At 45.6% G+C, this 18478-nt stretch carries 17 protein-coding genes; 7 read left to right on the forward strand and 10 right to left on the reverse strand.

Annotated elements, in window-relative coordinates:
- Positions 1-525: 525 nt before the first annotated feature.
- The gene (locus AB6D58_RS15210) at positions 526-1434 is read right to left on the reverse strand and encodes a Tim44 domain-containing protein (protein ID WP_017060179.1); all 909 of its coding nucleotides are present in this window, start codon (positions 1432-1434) and stop codon (positions 526-528) included.
- Positions 1435-1630: 196 nt separating this feature from the next.
- On the opposite strand from AB6D58_RS15210, the gene AB6D58_RS15215 reads away from it, so the two are divergent.
- From AB6D58_RS15215 to AB6D58_RS15225, 3 genes are all read left to right on the forward strand, one after another.
- Complete coding sequence (locus AB6D58_RS15215; RefSeq protein WP_048613073.1) at positions 1631-2221, forward strand: TetR/AcrR family transcriptional regulator; 591 nt, start codon at positions 1631-1633, stop codon at positions 2219-2221.
- 17 nt (positions 2222-2238) lie between these two features.
- A complete protein-coding gene (locus AB6D58_RS15220; RefSeq protein ID WP_372157688.1) occupies positions 2239-4113 on the forward strand; it encodes an MFS transporter in 1875 nt (624 codons plus the stop codon).
- A 146-nt stretch (positions 4114-4259) separates the two neighbouring features.
- Positions 4260-5180 (forward strand): YeiH family protein, encoded by a 921-nt coding sequence (locus AB6D58_RS15225; protein WP_372157691.1) that lies wholly within the window; start codon positions 4260-4262, stop codon positions 5178-5180.
- Positions 5181-5313: 133 nt separating this feature from the next.
- On the opposite strand, the gene AB6D58_RS15230 is transcribed toward AB6D58_RS15225, so the two are convergent.
- From AB6D58_RS15230 to AB6D58_RS15260, 7 genes are all read right to left on the reverse strand, one after another.
- Entirely contained in the window at positions 5314-5481 is a 168-nt protein-coding gene (locus tag AB6D58_RS15230) for a hypothetical protein (RefSeq protein ID WP_017060175.1), read from the reverse strand.
- 165 nt (positions 5482-5646) lie between these two features.
- Positions 5647-7080 carry an o-succinylbenzoate--CoA ligase gene (gene menE, locus AB6D58_RS15235; RefSeq protein ID WP_372157693.1) on the reverse strand — a complete coding sequence of 478 codons (1434 nt, stop codon included), beginning with the start codon at positions 7078-7080 and terminating at the stop codon, positions 5647-5649.
- A 64-nt stretch (positions 7081-7144) separates the two neighbouring features.
- Positions 7145-8152, reverse strand: a complete 1008-nt coding sequence (gene menC / locus AB6D58_RS15240; protein ID WP_372157696.1) for an o-succinylbenzoate synthase — start codon at positions 8150-8152, stop codon at positions 7145-7147.
- 75 nt (positions 8153-8227) lie between these two features.
- Positions 8228-9094 (reverse strand): 1,4-dihydroxy-2-naphthoyl-CoA synthase, encoded by an 867-nt coding sequence (gene menB, locus AB6D58_RS15245; RefSeq protein ID WP_123301837.1) that lies wholly within the window; start codon positions 9092-9094, stop codon positions 8228-8230.
- A gap of 102 nt (positions 9095-9196) precedes the next feature.
- A complete protein-coding gene (gene menH, locus AB6D58_RS15250) occupies positions 9197-9997 on the reverse strand; it encodes a 2-succinyl-6-hydroxy-2,4-cyclohexadiene-1-carboxylate synthase (protein ID WP_132743519.1) in 801 nt (266 codons plus the stop codon).
- A 9-nt stretch (positions 9998-10006) separates the two neighbouring features.
- Entirely contained in the window at positions 10007-11731 is a 1725-nt protein-coding gene (menD, locus tag AB6D58_RS15255) for a 2-succinyl-5-enolpyruvyl-6-hydroxy-3-cyclohexene-1-carboxylic-acid synthase (protein WP_372157698.1), read from the reverse strand.
- Positions 11728-13035: an isochorismate synthase MenF gene (locus tag AB6D58_RS15260; RefSeq protein WP_065583685.1), complete on the reverse strand. Its 1308-nt coding sequence runs from the start codon at positions 13033-13035 to the stop codon at positions 11728-11730. The genes menD and AB6D58_RS15260 overlap by 4 nt, the downstream gene beginning before the upstream one ends.
- A gap of 296 nt (positions 13036-13331) precedes the next feature.
- Here AB6D58_RS15260 and AB6D58_RS15265 point away from each other — a divergent pair, with 296 nt between their 5' ends.
- The 3 genes from AB6D58_RS15265 (at position 13332) to AB6D58_RS15275 (ending at position 16892) form a co-directional block, all read left to right on the forward strand.
- Positions 13332-14564: a pyridoxal phosphate-dependent aminotransferase gene (locus AB6D58_RS15265; RefSeq protein ID WP_017060166.1), complete on the forward strand. Its 1233-nt coding sequence runs from the start codon at positions 13332-13334 to the stop codon at positions 14562-14564.
- A gap of 344 nt (positions 14565-14908) precedes the next feature.
- Positions 14909-15493 (forward strand): 5'-deoxynucleotidase, encoded by a 585-nt coding sequence (gene yfbR / locus AB6D58_RS15270; protein WP_017060613.1) that lies wholly within the window; start codon positions 14909-14911, stop codon positions 15491-15493.
- Between the two features lie 55 nt (positions 15494-15548).
- Entirely contained in the window at positions 15549-16892 is a 1344-nt protein-coding gene (locus AB6D58_RS15275) for an anti-phage deoxyguanosine triphosphatase (protein WP_017060614.1), read from the forward strand.
- A 26-nt stretch (positions 16893-16918) separates the two neighbouring features.
- On the opposite strand, the gene AB6D58_RS15280 is transcribed toward AB6D58_RS15275, so the two are convergent.
- Positions 16919-17518, reverse strand: a complete 600-nt coding sequence (locus tag AB6D58_RS15280; RefSeq protein WP_017060615.1) for a tRNA-uridine aminocarboxypropyltransferase — start codon at positions 17516-17518, stop codon at positions 16919-16921.
- Positions 17519-17527: 9 nt separating this feature from the next.
- Between AB6D58_RS15280 and rrtA the strand changes: the two genes are divergently transcribed.
- Positions 17528-18076, forward strand: coding sequence for a rhombosortase (gene rrtA / locus AB6D58_RS15285; protein WP_017060616.1), 549 nt, complete (start codon positions 17528-17530; stop codon positions 18074-18076).
- On the opposite strand, the gene AB6D58_RS15290 is transcribed toward rrtA, so the two are convergent.
- Positions 18067-18366 carry a helix-hairpin-helix domain-containing protein gene (locus AB6D58_RS15290; RefSeq protein WP_017060617.1) on the reverse strand — a complete coding sequence of 100 codons (300 nt, stop codon included), beginning with the start codon at positions 18364-18366 and terminating at the stop codon, positions 18067-18069. The two genes, rrtA and AB6D58_RS15290, sit on opposite strands and share 10 nt — an antisense overlap.
- Positions 18367-18478 lie beyond the last annotated feature (112 nt).

Below are 18478 nucleotides of genomic sequence, written 5' to 3' on the forward strand. Positions count from 1 at the left end.
TGAGCCCGTAGAGGACTTTCACCTCCTAGATCAACGCCATGCTCGGCGCACAAATCGAAAAGCCAACTCATTGAGTTGGCTTTTTTCGTTTCTGAGCTTTATCTCTTACTAAACGTGTCTTCTAAAACAACCCTCAACTTCCTAAACACTAACCCGCTACTACAAATAACTAATCGAGCTAAATCATTCAAACATCAGTGATCCCATACTTCAGCATGACGCTCACAAACCAGATAAGCAGCGCAGCCTAAACAATGGGTCGATATATGTTCTTCGCATTCGTTCGCAATTATCTGTTTCTGCTGCAAAGTAACCTCAGGCTCCAATACGGGTTCAAAGAACTTTGTCATTACTCATTACATCCAAATAAAATCAGTTAGTTAGTCTCAGGTTAATCCAATCTTTAACTAAGATACATATCATTAGACGCAAAAAAGCCCCTGCTGATTTCTCAGCAGGGGCTTTCTATTATTTGGTGTCATTCCGAATAACTACATCCTATTGATGTTGAGTTAAATCCTGGAATTAACCTTGAATACCAACAATTAACCAAGGTGCATTGTTAGTTGTTAGGTCACGCTCTAGGTGCCAGATATCAGTGATATCTTCTTCAACGCCATCCGCTGTGTCACGGTAACGACCGCTAAACTGAAGGCTTAGCTGTGCTTTGCTACCATCGTGGTCTGCGCGAACGATTTCAGCATCAACGTACATTACGTCTGTGTGCTGATCACCGTCTAGCTTATTACGCTCAGCTTTTAGGTCTTCAAATAGGCTTGGAGATACGTATTCTTCAATCGTGTTTAGCTCATTGTGGTTCCATGCACCTTGCAGTGTACGGTAGTGCTCACGAGAACCGTTGATGAATGCCGCTTGATCAAAGCCCGGTGGGTAGTTATGTGGAACATCGCTTTGTGCACCAAAACCGAAACCACCAGCAGTGCCTTGTGATTGAGGTTGTGCTTGCTCGAAGTTATGAACATTTGGTTGTTGCTTAGGTTGTTCAAACTTGTTCTGACCCATGCCGCCGAATGCTGGCTGTTGGCCACGTGCATTCTGCTGATTCATTGAGCCCTGCTTCGCGCCCAACATTCCACGTAGGAATTTAAACGCTAGGAAAGCAATCAGACCCATGATCAGAATATCCATGAACTGGATACCTTCAAATGCGCCACCAAAGAATGCAGCTAAAAGACCACCAGCAAGTAAACCACCTAGCAGACCGCCCATAAGGCCTTTCTTGCTAGAGTTAGCTGCTGTGTTCTTACCTGTTTGATCTTGACGGATCGAATTCGTGTTTTGTTGTTTTGGTGCTGGAGCCGTTTTAAAGCTTTTGCCAAATGACTTACCACCACCAAACTTTTTCGCTTCTGCGATTGGCGTCACCGCGACTGTTACCAACAGGATCGCGACTAGTGAGAAAAATCGTTTCATTATTATCCTTTATAGGTTTTTTATCTTTCGACACCTTAATCATACTCGTTAACAAAGAACAATGAAATATTCACCGTGTTTACACATGTATCATAATATTGCGGCTATTAATTGATTACTAAACTAGCGAAGGGATTGACGGCACTCAGGGGCAGCATTAAAATATTGAACGATGTTCATTTAATAGAAAGTACCCATGGCAAGACGAAACGATCATACTCGCGAACAATTAGTGCAATTAACCTTAAAAACGGTAACCGACTTCTTAGAAGAGCACTCTTATCACGAGCTAAGTCTACGTAAAATCGCCAATATGATTGGTTACGTTCCAAGTACCTTAGTAAATGTATTTGGTAATTACAACCTACTGCTTTTGCATGTGGTCGCTCAAACATTAGATGAACTGGCGTCAGAATCCGCTGCAACTGTTGAACAATCGAGCAACCCTCAACAAGCTCTATTCAACCTTGCCTACTGCTACCACGATTTTGCACAGAGACACCCTCACCGTTGGCAGCTTATCTTTGAGCACAACATGAACGGTGAAAACCTTCCTGAATGGCAATCGAACCGCATCGATAGAATGACAGGCATGCTAGAACAGTTGCTAGTAGCGATTGCTCCTGAACATACGAAAAGCGAAGTCGTTAAAGCCAGCCGTGTATTATGGTCTGGAGTACACGGAATTACTCTACTTAGCGTTGATGATAAATTTTTCGCCTCTGAGCCTATTGATGGTAAAGAGCTGATCAATAACCTAGTCTCAAACTACTTAACCAACTGGTAATCATCCAAGGAAAGACAATGAACAACAGCAGCCAATCTTCGCTGTTAACGCAAAAAAGGTTCCTACCCTACTTTATTACCCAATTTCTAGGAGCCTTTAACGACAACATATTCAAAAATGTCCTGTTACTGTTTGTTGCTTTCGCAAGCGTAGACACGCTGCCTATTTCCAGCAATCTATTCATTAATTTGGCCGCTGGCCTTTTTATTCTGCCCTTCTTCCTATTTTCAGCTTTGGCTGGTGTACTGGCCGACAAATACGAAAAATCGTGGTTTATCCGTAAAGTTAAGCTCCTCGAAGTAGTGATCATGTCACTGGGTGCGATCGGATTCATCTACGAAAGCTACGGAATATTACTTCTGCTCCTGTTCCTTATGGGAACGCAGAGTGCTTTCTTTGGTCCGGTGAAATACGCCCTGCTTCCACAGCAGTTAGAAACAAAAGAACTGGTATCTGGTAACGCTCTCGTCGAGACAGGTACATTCTTAGCGATCCTGATTGGTACTCTAGGCGCAGGCATCATTGCATCTGAAGAAGGCGCGAAGCTCATTGCTGCGGTGTGTATTGTTTCGTTCGCCGTGCTTGGCTATGCATCAAGCTGCTTTATCCCACATGCGCCAAGTAATGCACCAGATCTTAAAGTAAAGTGGCAACCTGTAAAACTGACCTGCGCGACACTTGCGATTGCCAAAAAAGATCGCCCGACCTTTCAAGCTCTGATGTCTATCAGCTGGTTCTGGTTCCTTGGTGCGGCTTACCTAACTCAGTTCCCCAACTTCACTAAACTGCACCTAAACGGCACTGAAAGCTCAGTCGCCTTTTTACTGGCACTGTTCTCAGTAGGCATCGCGATCGGCTCTTTGGCTTGCGATAAGTTATCTAATCACCTCATTGAGATTGGCATCGTGCCAATGGGCAGCTTAGGTATCTCGATCTTCGGTCTTCTGATGGCGATATCCATCCCGGAGTCTTTGCCTGACTTTAGTTCTTTCCATCAATTCGTAACCTACTCAGAGCTGTGGCCACTGTTTGCTTACCTTCTGCTTCTGGGTATCTCTGGCGGTGTCTTTATTGTTCCTCTGTATTCACTGATGCAGTTACGTGCCAAGCCCGACGAGCGTGCCCAAGTGATTGCCGGGCTCAATATCTACAACTCACTGTTCATGGTGGGAAGTGCGGTATTAGGTATTGTTTGCCTTAGTGTTCTAGATCTTTCAATTCCGCAGCTGTTTATCTTGCTCGCAGTGGGCAACACTTTGGTGATGCTGTACCTGTTTTATCAGGTGCCTATCTACGCTTTCCGCTTCTTTACGTGGGTGGTCACTCACACCATGTACAGAGTTAAACATAAGAACTTACATCACCTGCCAGAAAAGGGCGGTGCGTTGATTGTCTGCAACCATGTGAGTTATATGGATGCACTGCTGCTGAGTGCGGTTTGCCCTCGCTTGATCCGTTTTGTGATGGAAGAGGATTACACCAAGTTGCCGCCAATTCGACGCTTCTTGAAAAGAGCTGGGGTGATTCCAATCTCCGCGACCAACCGCAACTCGATTCGAAACGCTTTCAAAGAAGTAGAGCGTGCCCTGCATGAAGGTCACATCGTGTGTATTTTCCCAGAAGGAAAGCTCACCTCTGATGGCGAAATGGCTGAGTTCATGCGTGGTATGGAGCTGATCATCAAACGTTCCCCTGTCCCAGTGATTCCTATGGCTCTTAAAGGATTATGGGGTAGCTACTTTAGTCGTTACAAAGGCCGTGCCTGCAAAGGGTTACCCACTCGCTTCTGGACTAAGCTAGAGATAGAAGCTGGCGAGCCGATTTCACCTAAACAAGCCTCTTGTGAAACGCTTCGACAGTCAGTCTCTGACCTTCGCGGATCATTACGCTAGTTAACCAGCCCTTTATTCATATCAGTTGAACAAGCGTTAAGTTTTCCTTAACGTTTGTTCAATTCATTTAGACTTACTTATCATTTTATTGAACGTATAGTGGTCTCATCACAATAACGCCACAACAAAACAAGACTCTAAATACAATGAACCTAAAAAAGTCCGTTCCATTTTATCTTGCTGCACTGTTTTGCTTAACGCCTTGGGTTAGCTCACCGACAGCCCTGGTTATCGGTTTCCTGCTTGCTAGTTTAGGATTAGTCCCTGAACACTTGGAAGTCGGCAAACTTAACAAAAAGCTACTGGCCTACTCTATTGTTGGCTTGGGTTTTGGTATTCAGTTTGAAAAAGCATTAGCAGTAACAGGCGATGGTATTGGGCTCATTGTAACGACGATTATCGGTACATTAGTCATTGGTTGGTTCTTGGCGAAACAAATGGGGCTAGACCGCACTACGGGCTATCTTATATCTTCTGGTACCGCGATTTGTGGTGGTAGCGCGATAGCAGCAGTGGCACCCGCGATCAAAGCAGACGATGAACAGATTGGCTTGGCATTAGCCACCGTATTCGTGTTGAACTCGGTTGCTCTATTCTTATTCCCGATGATTGGTCACGCGCTTGAGCTCAGCCAACAAACATTTGGTACTTGGGCAGCGATAGCGATTCACGATACGTCTTCTGTAGTAGGTGCAGCTTCAGCGTATGGCGAAGAAGCACTGACGACAGCGACAACATTGAAGCTCGCTCGCGCACTTTGGATCATCCCAATCGCTTTAATTAGTGCGATGATCTTCAAGAACGATCAAAAGAAGATTACGGTTCCCTACTTCATTTTCTTCTATTGCGCCGCTATCGCGGTGAGTGACTTACTGCCACAATTTGAGATGGTCTATCAAGGAATCTTTGATGTGTCTAAGCGAGCACTGGTCGTGTGTTTGTTCTTAATTGGCTGTGGTATTTCAGTTGAGAAGTTAAAAGCGGCAGGGCCGAAACCACTGATGTTTGGTATTACAATGTGGGTCATGATCTCAACGGGTTCATTGGCGTGGTTAACTCTCGCTTAGCCCGCATAGAAACGCTTTAGATGTTTGTTCGGTGAACTAGACACTCAAGTTAGCGAGCAACAAAACAAAAAGGCAAAGCTCCAATGGGCTTTGCCTTTATCGTTTGTGGTAAGGGTATTCTTTGTTGTAACAATCACGAATCAAACAGGGGCTTATCACTCTTCTTGCTCTCTCTTTTCATTAAAACAAGTACCACAACCAACACAAATGCGGTGAGCTCAGCCAACGAACGAGTCAACCCTGACGAGATGATTGCTTGGCCTATCTGCAGTAAAACCGCAATGGTGAGGGCAATTTTCATAATAAGACCTTATTCTATAATCCGTTATTTATATGGCTTATTATGATGGATGGTTATAAAGATAATAAATTCTGTTTTGAACTATCTAATTGCTAAATTAACTAACCGCCTGACAACTTAGTCACCTAACAACTTCGCAAATAACGTCGAGGTAAGCGCTTACCTTTAACTCCTATGCTGAGACAACCAAGAGGCCAATCCAGCGCGTGAGACCTTAATACCCTGCTGTTCTTGCTCAGGCATTCGATAATACTCAACAGGAAATTTGAACCGCTCAAGACGTCCATTCAATTGCTCAGCAAACCACTCTTTGGTTGGCAAATCAGCACAATCCACAATAGCGACAGGCCGAAACCCGAACTCATCGTCTTCAATAGGAACAATAAACGCCTGATTAACCTCAGACAACTGATTGAGTGCTCGCTCAATCTCTTCGCAATGAATGTTCTCACCACCAGAAATAAACTGATTGTCGGCGCGACCAATAATCGACACTTGTTCACCAACCCACTCACCAAGATCTTTACTGTCGAACCAACCATTCTCATCAACTAATGGCGTTAACTCGCCCTGATAGTAATAACCAGAAGCAAGCGTATCGCCGCCAATAAAGATACGTTGTTCTTCAATTTTCAGCTGGCGATGGTTAAGGACAAAACCGGCGGTGCTGCCGGCATCAACGGGCTTCGCGGTCACGGTTGAAGCCGCTTCAGTCATGCCGTATCCAAGCCATGTTTCGATGCCCATTTGTTGAGCTTCGAGCCCAAGTGCTTCTGGTATATGACTACCACCCAAAAGTACATGCGTTAAAGTAAGTGCTTGCTTACTCTTTAACAATCGATGTAGTTGAGTAGCGACCAATGAAGCATGACTGCATTCTTCTATATCGGTTTCAAGCTGACCTGTGCCTATTTTGATGCAACCACCAGCCGCCAACCAACGATGAACTATCGCCAGCCCCGACACATGGTACATAGGTAAACTCAGTAACCACGTGTCACCTTGTTGATAACGAAACACCTCAAGCAGCCCTGACGCAGAGCATAGGTGCTGCTCAAGTGTATGAGCGACCGCTTTTGGGTTTCCGGTAGAACCTGAAGTGAATACGATGCTCGCTAGATTTTGCGGATTGAAATTGGATTCTTGAGGTGTCGTTATCTGCTCATCATCACCATCAAACTTCAGTTCACTTAGGCAAGGCAAGGTCACCAACTGAGTATTCAAATCGGCAGTCTCTGATTGCTCTATTCCGCTATTGCCCAAGAGCCAAAGGTAGCTCTGTTGATCTGCTTGATATAAGGAATCGAGCTTTTGCTTCAGGCGTAAACTAGGCTGAGGCATCGTAAACGCACAAACCACACCCAAATTGAGTGCGGCAAGATAAACAGGGATCACTTCAGCTTGATTCTTACCAACAATCGTCAGTACATCACCTTCAGATAGGCCTTGATGAGATAGCTGTTGTTGGTACTCACTAACCAACACAAACACTTGCTGCCAAGTATAAGTGCGGTGAGTGGTCGCTAACGCTGGTTGAAGTGGGTTTTGCTGCGCCCACTTTACCCAGAGCGGGGGATGATTAGATTGTGGGCGCATCATATGATAACCAAAAATAGATTAAGAACTTGTTAAGCTAACTAAATAGCCATTCAAATAGCTCGGTCTAAGAAGACCAAATCAATTGTTGCTTTTCAAGCGTAGAGACAGGCAACTGACAGCCCGGCCAAGAAACCTCTAGCTGCTGCTTGAACAAGCCAATCGTATCCAACCCCGGCACTTCAATTGGCAAATATTGCTGCGCCAGACGAGCAATCTGAGTCAGACCTAGGCTCGACTCAATGCTTGAGCTCAATACAGGTTTCATTCCAAGCTTCTGTGCTCGCTCAATGATTGCCACGCAACGCTCGACAGAACCAATAAGAGTTGGCTTGATCACGACTGCTTTAACACCAGTAAGGTCGCTAAGATCAAATTCCGGGCTGCGCACCGCTTCTTGCAGTGTCTCGTCCCACGCAATCGCCACACCATGGTCAATGGCAAAGGCCAAACTGTCTTCTGGCTTTTGGCAAGGCTCTTCGATAAAGCTTATACGCTGTCGCATTGACGGCGAAATGTATTTAATGAATTGCTTCGCTTTCTCTGGCTTCCACGCACGGTTGGCATCAAGTCTTAGAGTCAAATCAGGGATCGACTCAAGGAATAAGCTAACCAACATGCCATCGCGAATCGCTTCGTAGAGGCCGACTTTCACTTTCGCGACCTTCTCGCCTACCATCTCATTCAATACAGGAATCAGTTCATCTGGATCGCCTGTACACAAAGGCGCCGCTTGGTAGTTACCTTGAGCGTTAAGATCGCCTCGCAATTCCATCATCGCCATTGAAAAGCCAAACGCGACAGAAGGATACAGCTCGTCGAAAGGCGTTTGAGGCTTATTGTGGCTCCAAAGCTCTAATTCGTGTTGAAGCTGAATGCCAGCTTGTTCGGCATCTTCTTGGCTAAAACCGGGCAAAGGCGCAACTTCGCCAAAACCAGTTTTACCATCACACTCAAGTTGGATGATATAGCCAACACGTTCGTTCAACTTATTGTCACGAAGAACCACACCACTATCCATAGGTAATTGATAACGGTAAAGTTTAGCGTGACGCTGAGAATTCACTGAGTTCATAAAGTTTCCTAAAAAACGGGGAACATCAAAACAAAACGAGCCGCTATTAGCGACTCATTTTGAAGAGGAGAAAGACTATGGATTACGCGGGAACTTGTCGAAGTCCGGTCGACGTTTCTCGTTGAATGCGTTGCGGCCTTCTTGGCCTTCCTCTGTCATGTAGAACATCATGGTTGCGTTACCAGCCAACTCTTGTAAGCCTGCTTGACCATCACAGTCAGCGTTCAGTGCCGCTTTCAAGCAACGCAGTGCCATTGGGCTGTGTTGAAGCACTTCACGACACCAACGAACTGTCTCTTTTTCTAGGTCAGCAACAGGAACAACGGTGTTTACAAGGCCCATGTCCAGTGCTTCTTGTGCATCGTAGAAGCGGCACAAGAACCAGATTTCACGTGCTTTCTTTTGACCAACGATACGAGCCATGTAAGAAGCACCCCAACCGCCATCGAAAGAACCCACTTTAGGACCCGTCTGACCGAACTGCGCGTTTTCAGCTGCAATAGTAAGGTCTGCCATCATGTGAAGTACATGACCGCCACCGACTGCCCAACCCGATACCGCTGCGATAACTGGTTTTGGACAAGTACGAATTTGACGCTGGAAATCCAGTACGTTCAGGTGATGTGTACCTGAATCGTCTTGGTAGCCGCCGTAGTCACCGCGAATACTTTGGTCACCACCAGAACAGAACGCCTTCTCACCAAGACCCGTCAAAATGATCACACCTACTTTCTCGTCGTAACGAGCGTCAGCCAATGCATTGATCATCTCTTTTACGGTTTGTGGACGGAACGCATTGTGGACTTGAGGACGCGCAATCGTGATTTTTGCAATACCGTCGTCAGACTTGTGGTACTGAATATCTTCGTATTGACTGCTTTCATCGTTCCAGTTAACTGCCGCGTAAAGTTCTTCTTCTGTGATGCCTACTGTTTTAGCCATGGTGATTCCCATTGTTCTATTAGAGACCACGACTAACGAGTAGTCGTGACGGTGTTGCTCTGCTTTTGATAGTGCTTAATACGAGAGAATCGCTCAGTCAGATTAACGACGACTCGCGATACATTGGATTATCAGGTTGGAAAACAGTTCTGGTTGCTCAAAATGAACATTATGACCAGCGTAATCCACCTGACTATATTCAAAGCCACTATTCTCAGCTAGCTCCATGAATTTACGGTCTTTTTCTCCACACACATAATGCAATAAGTGCTCATGAGATTTCAATGTGGCACGTAAATCCGGTTGCTTAGCTAACGAAGTAGATAACAACATATTTGCTACGGATACTCCAAGGTTACCACTACGCTTTATGACCAAAGTTTGTCTTTGCTCATGATTTAGTGAAGAAAAGACGCTTTGTTGATACCAATCGTCTAAAACATCTTCAATCGACTGCTGTGCAAAGCGAACAGCCCACTGCGTATCATGTACTAACCTTTGTGCTCTTTCTTCATCACATTCCAAACCAAAGTTGCCACCTTCAATGATGACTTTCTCTAGGTTAAGCGTCTCGAAGCAAGGGCTTGTCACCCCATACATAGCGAGTCTGCCGCCCATAGAATATCCGATCACCACGATAGGGTAATCAGCAGGAAGATCGTTGAGCGCCAGTTGAGATGTGATGCACTGGACAATTTTCTTGCAGCAATGATCAAACCCTACCGGATCGATAAAGCGACTTTGTCCGTGTCCGGGTAAATCTATGCAAAGGAGAGGAAAACCCTCTAGGAATGGATGACATGCACTCCAATCATCCCCGCTCCCGAGTAAACCATGTAAGAAAACAAGCAAAGGTTTGTCAGAAGAATCTTGTACAGCTGGGTAATAATCGGAGTAAAGCATGTAAAGTCCTTAGGCTAATGCCTCGGTGAGCATTGAACTGAATTGTTTCAGCAAAGTAGACGCTTGTTCGGGAGGCGTCTTAACTTCCACGAGCAAGGTACCCTGACCCTGTTCGAAATGTTGTTCGATAATGGTTTGATAGCAATTCAAGGTTTCTGGCGCAGCGTATCCCAACTGGAATTGCGCAGCAGCGTGTTCAAAACTGAAACCATGAGGCATTTGATAAAGTGACTGTTTCTGCTGCTCTGGCACCGGCAATAAATCAAAGATCGCACCACCATCATTGTTGGTCACAACAATAACCATCGGCGTTAAATTATGAGTCAGCAGAGCCAGTGAGTTGATATCGTAAAGCAAAGAAGTATCGCCAATCAACATCAATAAAGGATTCTGGTTAGCTTTCACCACGCCCGCAGCCGTCGCCACCAAGCCATCAATGCCCGATGCACCACGATTGCTGTAAACTCGATTCGCAGATATTGACGACAACATATCCACCAGCCTTACCATCAAGCTGTTTCCCACAAACAACTCTCTGTCTTTAAGTCTAGACGACAAGTCAACCGCAACACTCAACTCTGTCAGTTGGTCATTATTGGATATTTGTGCGAGTGCGAGTTGCTGAACGGTATTTGCGACCTCGATTAAAGGCGTCGCCCAACCAGAGTGTTTGCCTAACAATGTTGGCAGATGTTGATCGGTTATCCATGACTCAATATTGGCAACAATATGAGTTTGAGGTAGATGATCTTGATTTATACGGTGCGCATCAGGTGAAACCACTACATATTGCGTGGAATCGAACGAAGCCGCTTGTGACTTAATCCATTGGTTTAGTCGTTTAGATACGATGCGCTCACCAAACTGGATAATAAAATCACACTGACTAAGCTGTGCTTTGGCTGCGTCACTTTGCATCCATAAATCATAGTGTTTCCAGTCACTACTGACACCCGATTGAGGGTCACAGAATACTGGCCAGCCCAAAGCTGTCGCAAACTGCTTGGCTTTAATTGCGGCTTCATTCTCGATAGAACCAATAATCACTGCGCCTTTACGAGCGACATAATCACTTGCTGAGACAGGCTGAGCGATTAAATGACTGGGCAAATAAGTGTTCGAGTAAAGGCAGGTTGAAGCTCTCCAAGCTGCCACGCTCTTTGTATAATCCGCATACATCTCGGCGCTATTAGCGGAATAAAGCGGTTCTGGGAACGGACAGTTGATATGAATAGCCCCACCGACGCTGCGCTGTTTCGCCAGTGCGTTATCAACCGACGTCAAAAGCCAATTCAAAGAAACTTGTGTCGTTGGACTTGGAAGGTTTAGTGCCGTTTCAACGTGAGACGAAAAGATACCATGCTGCTGAATCGCTTGATTGGCACCACAGTCGACCAAGTCGATGGGCCTATCAGAGGTTAGCAAGATCAGCTTCTCTCGGGTCAGCCCAGATTCAGCCGTCGCAGGAAGCAAATTCGCCACAGCGGTTCCTGATGTCACAATCACCGCAACCGGTTTGTTGCTAGCCTTTGCTAAGCCTAAAGCTAAAAACCCAAGACCACGCTCATCAAAGTGCGTGTGTAAGGTTAACTTGGAGTTGGCTTCAGCTTCGAGAGTTAGCGGCGTTGAGCGAGAGCCCGGAGCAACACAAACATGTTCAACGCCATTACGTGCAAGCTCTTCAAGTAACGTGTGACACCAAACTCTATTTAATACGGCTTGGTCGTGATTCATGACGCGACACCCAATGGAGGGTGATCTGAAATTAAGCTAAGCAGAGTAGACATCTTCTTGTTCAGCTCTTGCCATTCATGTTCGGCAACCGATCCCGGCACGATCCCCGCGCCAGCAAACAGTTGTACTTGATCGTTTACAATCAAGGCGCTTCGAATCGCCACGCAGAATTCCGCTCGCTGATGACTGATATAGCCTACAGAGCCTGCATACCAACCTCGTGCAAACGGTTCGTGTTCAAGAATGAAATCCATCGCCTCTTTACGAGGTAAACCCGCCACCGCAGCAGTTGGCTGTAAGGCAGCAAGCAACTGCACACCATTAACGCCATTGTTGAGCTGAGCATGGATATTGCGCTTCAAATGCTGCACCTTACGCAAGCGCACTAGACGCGCATCCTTTTCAACATGGACCGTTTGAGAATGAGGAGTGAGACGCTCAATGATGTCGTCGACCACATACTGGTTCTCATTGAGGTTTTTGCTGTCTTGAGAAAGCCAGTTGGCCAGTTCCATATCCTCAGTAGCGTTCTCTCCGCGACCAATGGTTCCAGCAAGCGCCTCGGTATCAAGCTCCGTACCATGTCGGCTATATAAGCGCTCTGGTGTCGAGCCAATGAAACTGTGTTTAGAATCCAGCACCAACATAAAGTGGAAACTGTGGTGATTTTGCAGATAGCTGGCTTTAAGTAATTGAGCTGCGCAGATAGGCGCATCGAGTTGCAGTGTGGTTTTACGTGCTAAAACGACTTTTTTGTACTCTTCATCGCTAATGCCTTGCAGCACTTTATCGACAAGGTTGCCCCACTGCTCTCTTTCTGGAACGTGATTGATCTGTTCAATATGGGCAGACAAAGGCGCCAATATCGCGGCTTCTACAGAAAGCTTATTCAAAGCATTAATAGAAGAAACGCGATCAGGGGACAAATTAACCGCCAGCGACCAAGTATTGTCAAAGCGGATCAATTCAACCTGAGGAAGGAAGAAAAACGACTCCATGCAGCGACGGTTCTTTGCGGTGTGCCCATCAAACGAGCGTCCACCCCAGATTCGTTGGTCTTCACCAAGAATAGCGTACGCGGGTGCAGGATCTGAAAACGTATGTAACTGTCCGAGCGCAACAACCTCTTCACGAGTGTCGCGTGACTGCCAGTAGAACTTAGGAAAGAGCGGTTGAGCATGAAGCCATTCTATAAATGCAAACGATGGTTTTTGCGTTAGAACTTCAACACAACGAACTTCGCTTGCTTGGGCATTTTGTACTCGCTCAATCAAAGCGGAGATAGTTTGCTGGAAATGTGACAAATCGACCTCGTTCACATCTAAATTATTATTATATTAGTTTGATACTTTATGGGCAGTACCCACTTAGATCAAGAATGTACTATATCTTTTCAACATTCCTGTGATTTTAAGCGATCCCGCCCCTTTATTCATCTTAGCCAATAACCAAGAAAGCGATTAATTAAAATTTAGAAAAGAGTGACAACAAAAAGGCTAAACGTGACACTGAAATGCGACATTCATCAGATTTTTATTCTATCAAACGCCATTTTGCGGTACTTTAATAAAGTATTTAAATTAATTTCAGGAAATCGGCAATGCAAAATATCGGGATGTCGTCAAAACTCAACAGCGTATGCTACGAAATCAGGGGGCCTGTACTCAAACATGCTAAGCGCATGGAAGAAGAAGGGCATAAAATACTGAAGCTTAATATTGGTAACCCCGCCCCATTTGGTTTTGACGCCCCTGATGAAATCCTTGTTGACGTAATCCGTAACCTACCGACATCTCAAGGTTACTGCGACTCAAAAGGCATCTATTCAGCCCGCAAAGCGGTTGTTCAGCACTACCAGAAAAAAGGCCTACGTAACCTTGATGTAGAAGACGTTTACATTGGTAACGGCGCATCAGAGCTTATCGTTATGTCTATGCAAGCGCTACTGGATAATGGTGATGAAATCTTAGTTCCCGCTCCGGATTACCCACTATGGACAGCGTCTGTTGCGCTTTCTGGTGGTACACCGGTTCACTACATGTGTGATGAAGATGCTGATTGGTATCCAGATTTAGACGACATGCGCGCGAAGATCTCACCAAAGACGCGCGGCATCGTTCTTATCAACCCGAACAACCCAACAGGCGCGGTATACAGCCGTGATTTCCTATTACAAGTGGTTGAGATTGCTCGTGAGCACGGTTTGATCATCTTCGCCGATGAAATCTACGACAAAGTACTTTACGACGGTGCGGTACACACTTCAGTGGCAACGCTTGCTGAAGACGTATTAATGGTCACGTTCAACGGCCTATCTAAAGCTTACCGTGTATGTGGTTTCCGTGGTGGTTGGATGTTCTTAACAGGCCCTAAACACCTAGCGAAAGGCTATGTAGAAGGGCTAGAAATGCTGGCCTCAATGCGTTTGTGTGCCAACGTTCCGATGCAACACGCTATCCAAACCGCACTCGGTGGCTATCAGAGTATCAATGAGCTGATTCTTCCAGGCGGTCGACTGCTTGAACAGCGTGACCGTGCATGGGAACTGATCAACAAGATCCCTGGCGTTTCTTGTGTGAAACCGAAAGGTGCAATGTACCTGTTCCCTAAAATCGACACCAACATGTACAACATCAAAGACGATCAGAAGTTTGTACTCGACTTCCTTAAGCAAGAGAAGGTGCTATTGGTTCAAGGTACGGGCTTCAATTGGCCGAAACCGGATCACTTCCGTATCGTGACTCTGCCGCACATCGAAGATCTAGAAATCGCAATTGGTCGTTTAGAGCGCTTCTTACAGACTTACAGCCAAGACGACCTCATCGAAGGTTAATGAGCACAAAGAAAGATGGCTACAATTTGCTGTTTTAAAAGACTTTAACTTGTATTCATTCACTTCTATGCTTAAAAGGCTCCTGTTTAGGAGCCTTTTTTGTATCCGCTGTCTCGTATCCCTGTGCAAACACAAGATACGAGTGGAGTATTGTTTATACCAATCACAGTAAGTAAGTGTTCAGAAATAGCGTAGGGAAAAAGCTTGAGAACAAGGCAGCTATTTTCGACAAGCAGCTTCGATAAGTAGTTATTCTACAATCAAAAATTCTAACATAGTTATCGAGTTTTTTAACAAGCTAGGATGACCAGTTATTTACTACGATTGGTACTATAAGGACATTTATGAAACAGAGCCATTTCTTTGCCCATCTCGCACGCATGAAGCTAATTCAACGCTGGCCCCTGATGCGTTCGGTATCAAGCGAGAACATTTCAGAACATAGCCTACAGGTTGCTTTCGTGGCACACGCCTTGGCACTGATCAAAAACAAGAAGTTTGATGGTCAGCTTAACCCCGAGCACATTGCTCTGCTTGGCATGTACCACGACACCAGTGAGGTACTGACGGGTGATTTGCCAACGCCAGTTAAATACTACAACCCGGATATTGCACAAGAGTATAAGAAGATAGAAGCCGCGGCAGAACAAAGACTGCTTTCGATGTTGCCAGAAGAGTTCAGAGACGACTTCGCCCCCTTCTTAATATCTGGTACTGCGAGTAAAGAAGAGCAAAGCATCGTCAAGCAGGCAGATACTATCTGTGCGTACCTGAAATGCTTGGAAGAGCTCAGTGCGGGCAATCATGAATACGAGCAAGCCAAGCGCCGATTGGAAGAGACACTCGAACAACGCAAAAGCCCAGAAATGGACTACTTTCTCACCACATTCGCACCGAGCTTTGAATTATCACTAGACGAGATAAGCTAGCTGGGTATAAGTTGTTTTTAATTAGCTAAATAAAATCAATTTGATAGGTGCTATTTTGAATTCTCAACTCGAACCACCCTTTGTACTCGAACAAGAATGGCAGCATCGAAATGACGATGAACATAAAATAAGACGGGATGACCACCGCAGCCCGTATCAGCGTGACCGTGCGCGCGTGCTTCACTCTGCTGCTTTCCGTCGCTTACAAGCGAAAACCCAGATCCATGGCACCACGGTCAACGACTTTCACCGAACGCGCCTTACCCACTCTCTTGAGGCCGCTCAGCTTGGCACCGGTATCGTCGCTCAACTGAAGAAAAAGCAGCCCGAATTTCGAGACCTATTACCCTCAGACAGTTTGATTGATTCACTGTGTTTGGCTCACGACATCGGTCATCCACCCTATGGACATGGCGGCGAAGTCGCACTCAACTACATGATGCGCGACCACGGCGGCTTTGAGGGCAACGCTCAAACGTTTCGCATAGTCACACAGTTAGAACCTTACACTGAACATCACGGGATGAACCTATCTCGACGCACTTTGTTAGGTCTAATTAAGTACCCTTCTCTGCTGAGTGAGGTTCAAGCTAAATTGCAGTCTGAACCCGTTAAGCATCAACGACAACTCCGAGCTAAAGATTGGATGCCAGCAAAAGGCATCTACGATCATGATGAAGAGTTGTTTAACTGGGTGCTTGAACCGCTTTCAAGCAGCGACCAACAGCTCCTAAAACAGAAAAGAAAAACGCATACCGAGCCACTTGAGCACAACAAGACCAAATATAAGTCACTGGATTGTTCGATCATGGAACTTGCTGACGACATCGCGTATGGCGTGCACGATTTAGAAGATGCGATTGTGCTTGGCTCTGTGACCAAAGCTCAGTGGGTCGAATCGGCTTACCCTCAACTGAAAGAGATGGCCGACCCATGGATTTGTGAACACCTAGATTCAATTACAGAGATGCTTTTCTCTGGTGAACAGTATCGTCGAAAGGATGCGATTGGTGGGATAGTCAACGCACTGTTGACCAGTATCTCGATTAAGCGAGTGGAGGCTAACTTTGAGAATGTACTGTTGGCTTACAATGCGGTGCTCGAGCCGAGCATGGACGGCACACTCGATAAGCTGAAACACTTTGTCAGCGAGTTCGTTATTCAAGTGCCACAGGTTCAGGTCATCGAATACAAAGGTCAACAGATCATCATGGATATGTTTGAAGCATTCAGCGCAGATCCTGAACGCTTGCTGCCACTGCCCATCAAGAAGCAATGGCTACAACATCAAGATGAGTCTCGAAAAATGCGCGTGATAGCCGATTACATTTCATCGATGACTGATGATCTTGCGCAGAAAATGCATCAGCAACTGTTCTCAGCTCATACCGAGTTTTAATTCCTGACTCACTTTACTAAAACGGCTTAATCTAAGTAGTTTTTCTCAAACACGCCCGGCGGCATTTGATTGATTTGAAACTGAATCATTTGGTCAAATGCCGTTAGCAAAGGGCTAAAGTCGCCATCACGCTCTAACAAGCTAAGTAAATGATAGCCAGCTTCAACGGTTGAAAGGCTATTTTCACTGGGTGCTTTGCGAATTCGGTAATTACCCTTGAGATCTTTCGGTAAATGAACCGTGTTCAACGCATGCAGGTTACTCGATACTTGCCACATCTTGAATGCTTTCTTCCACGTGCCATCCAATAAAATCACACGCAGCTTCTTATTGGGAGATGTCGCCGACTCAACTGAAACAGAGTTTTCGCTTGGGTATAAAATCACATGTTGATACTGTTCATCGCACAACAATGCGTTGAGTTGTTCGTTGTCTGAAAAGTCTTCGCCAACAAACGTCACGCTGTTATTAAGAGATAACGAGAGAATACGCGCTGTTCCCATCGGACGATGCTCTTCTGATGGGTGCTGAAGAATGATAAGCTCAACATTCGATTCGAGTGGTGTAACCCACTGACAAATACAAGCTTTCAAAGCCTTGCTGCATTGGGGGCAATAACGAGACATGGATTTAATGTGTACCCTGTTTTAATTTTCATTTCACTTTTATGCGTCTTATTCCAATTTGAGCCAATACAAGCTTGGGTCGTTTGGGATAGCAATGCGATTGCCGATGGGCAATGGTGGCGAATCCTAACAGGAAACTTTTCACATACCAACTACTCGCATCTTCTGATGAATCTAGCAGGCTTGTGGATCATCAGCTACCTGTTTCAACCGAGTAAAAAACAGCTTGTTGTTGCTTTGCTTGTGATCAGTTTAGTGACTGGCGTCGCTCTGTTGTTTTCAAGTATTCAGATCTACGTTGGCCTATCGGGCACTTTGCATGGGTTGTTTGGCTTATTCGCGCTCAGAGAGGCTTTAAACGGCAGGAAGTCTAGTTGGCTGTTAGTATTCGGATTAGTCGCTAAAATCGCTTGGGAGCAGCTTATTGGCCCTTCTAGCACGACTGGTGAACTGATTAATGCTCGTATCGCGATTGAAGCCCACCTAGCAGGTGCATTGGCCGGAGGCTTCATATCTATCGCTTCATTTCTAACAAGTAGAAAAACGGGTCAAAGTTGAATTCTTTCGCGGTTCTTTTCAACCGTCGCTTCACCTATCCCTTTGACACTCACCAAATCATCAGCAGTAGTAAATGCCCCGTTCTGATCTCTGTAATCGACGATTTCTTTGGCTTTCTTGTCACCCACGCCAACCAATAGTGCTGAAAGTTCTTCTGCCGTCGCGGTATTGATGTTGACCGTAATCTCAATGCCTTCGTAAAGCTCAGCCTTGGTTGGGCTGTCTGCAAACACGGCAGGGCTTAAGAGCATCAGAAATGAAAGAATTAGTGTTGAATATATCGTGCGCATAAATAGTTCCTTTGTTCAAAAAACGTAACTTATGCATTTGCCGCGCTAGATAACACAATCACCAGATAAAAATAAAGCGGATCACCTAAGTGACCCGCTTCGTTATACATCT

Source organism: Vibrio sp. 10N.239.312.D08, assembly GCF_041466145.1.
In the GTDB taxonomy this organism is placed as follows: Bacteria; Pseudomonadota; Gammaproteobacteria; order Enterobacterales; family Vibrionaceae; genus Vibrio; species Vibrio crassostreae_C.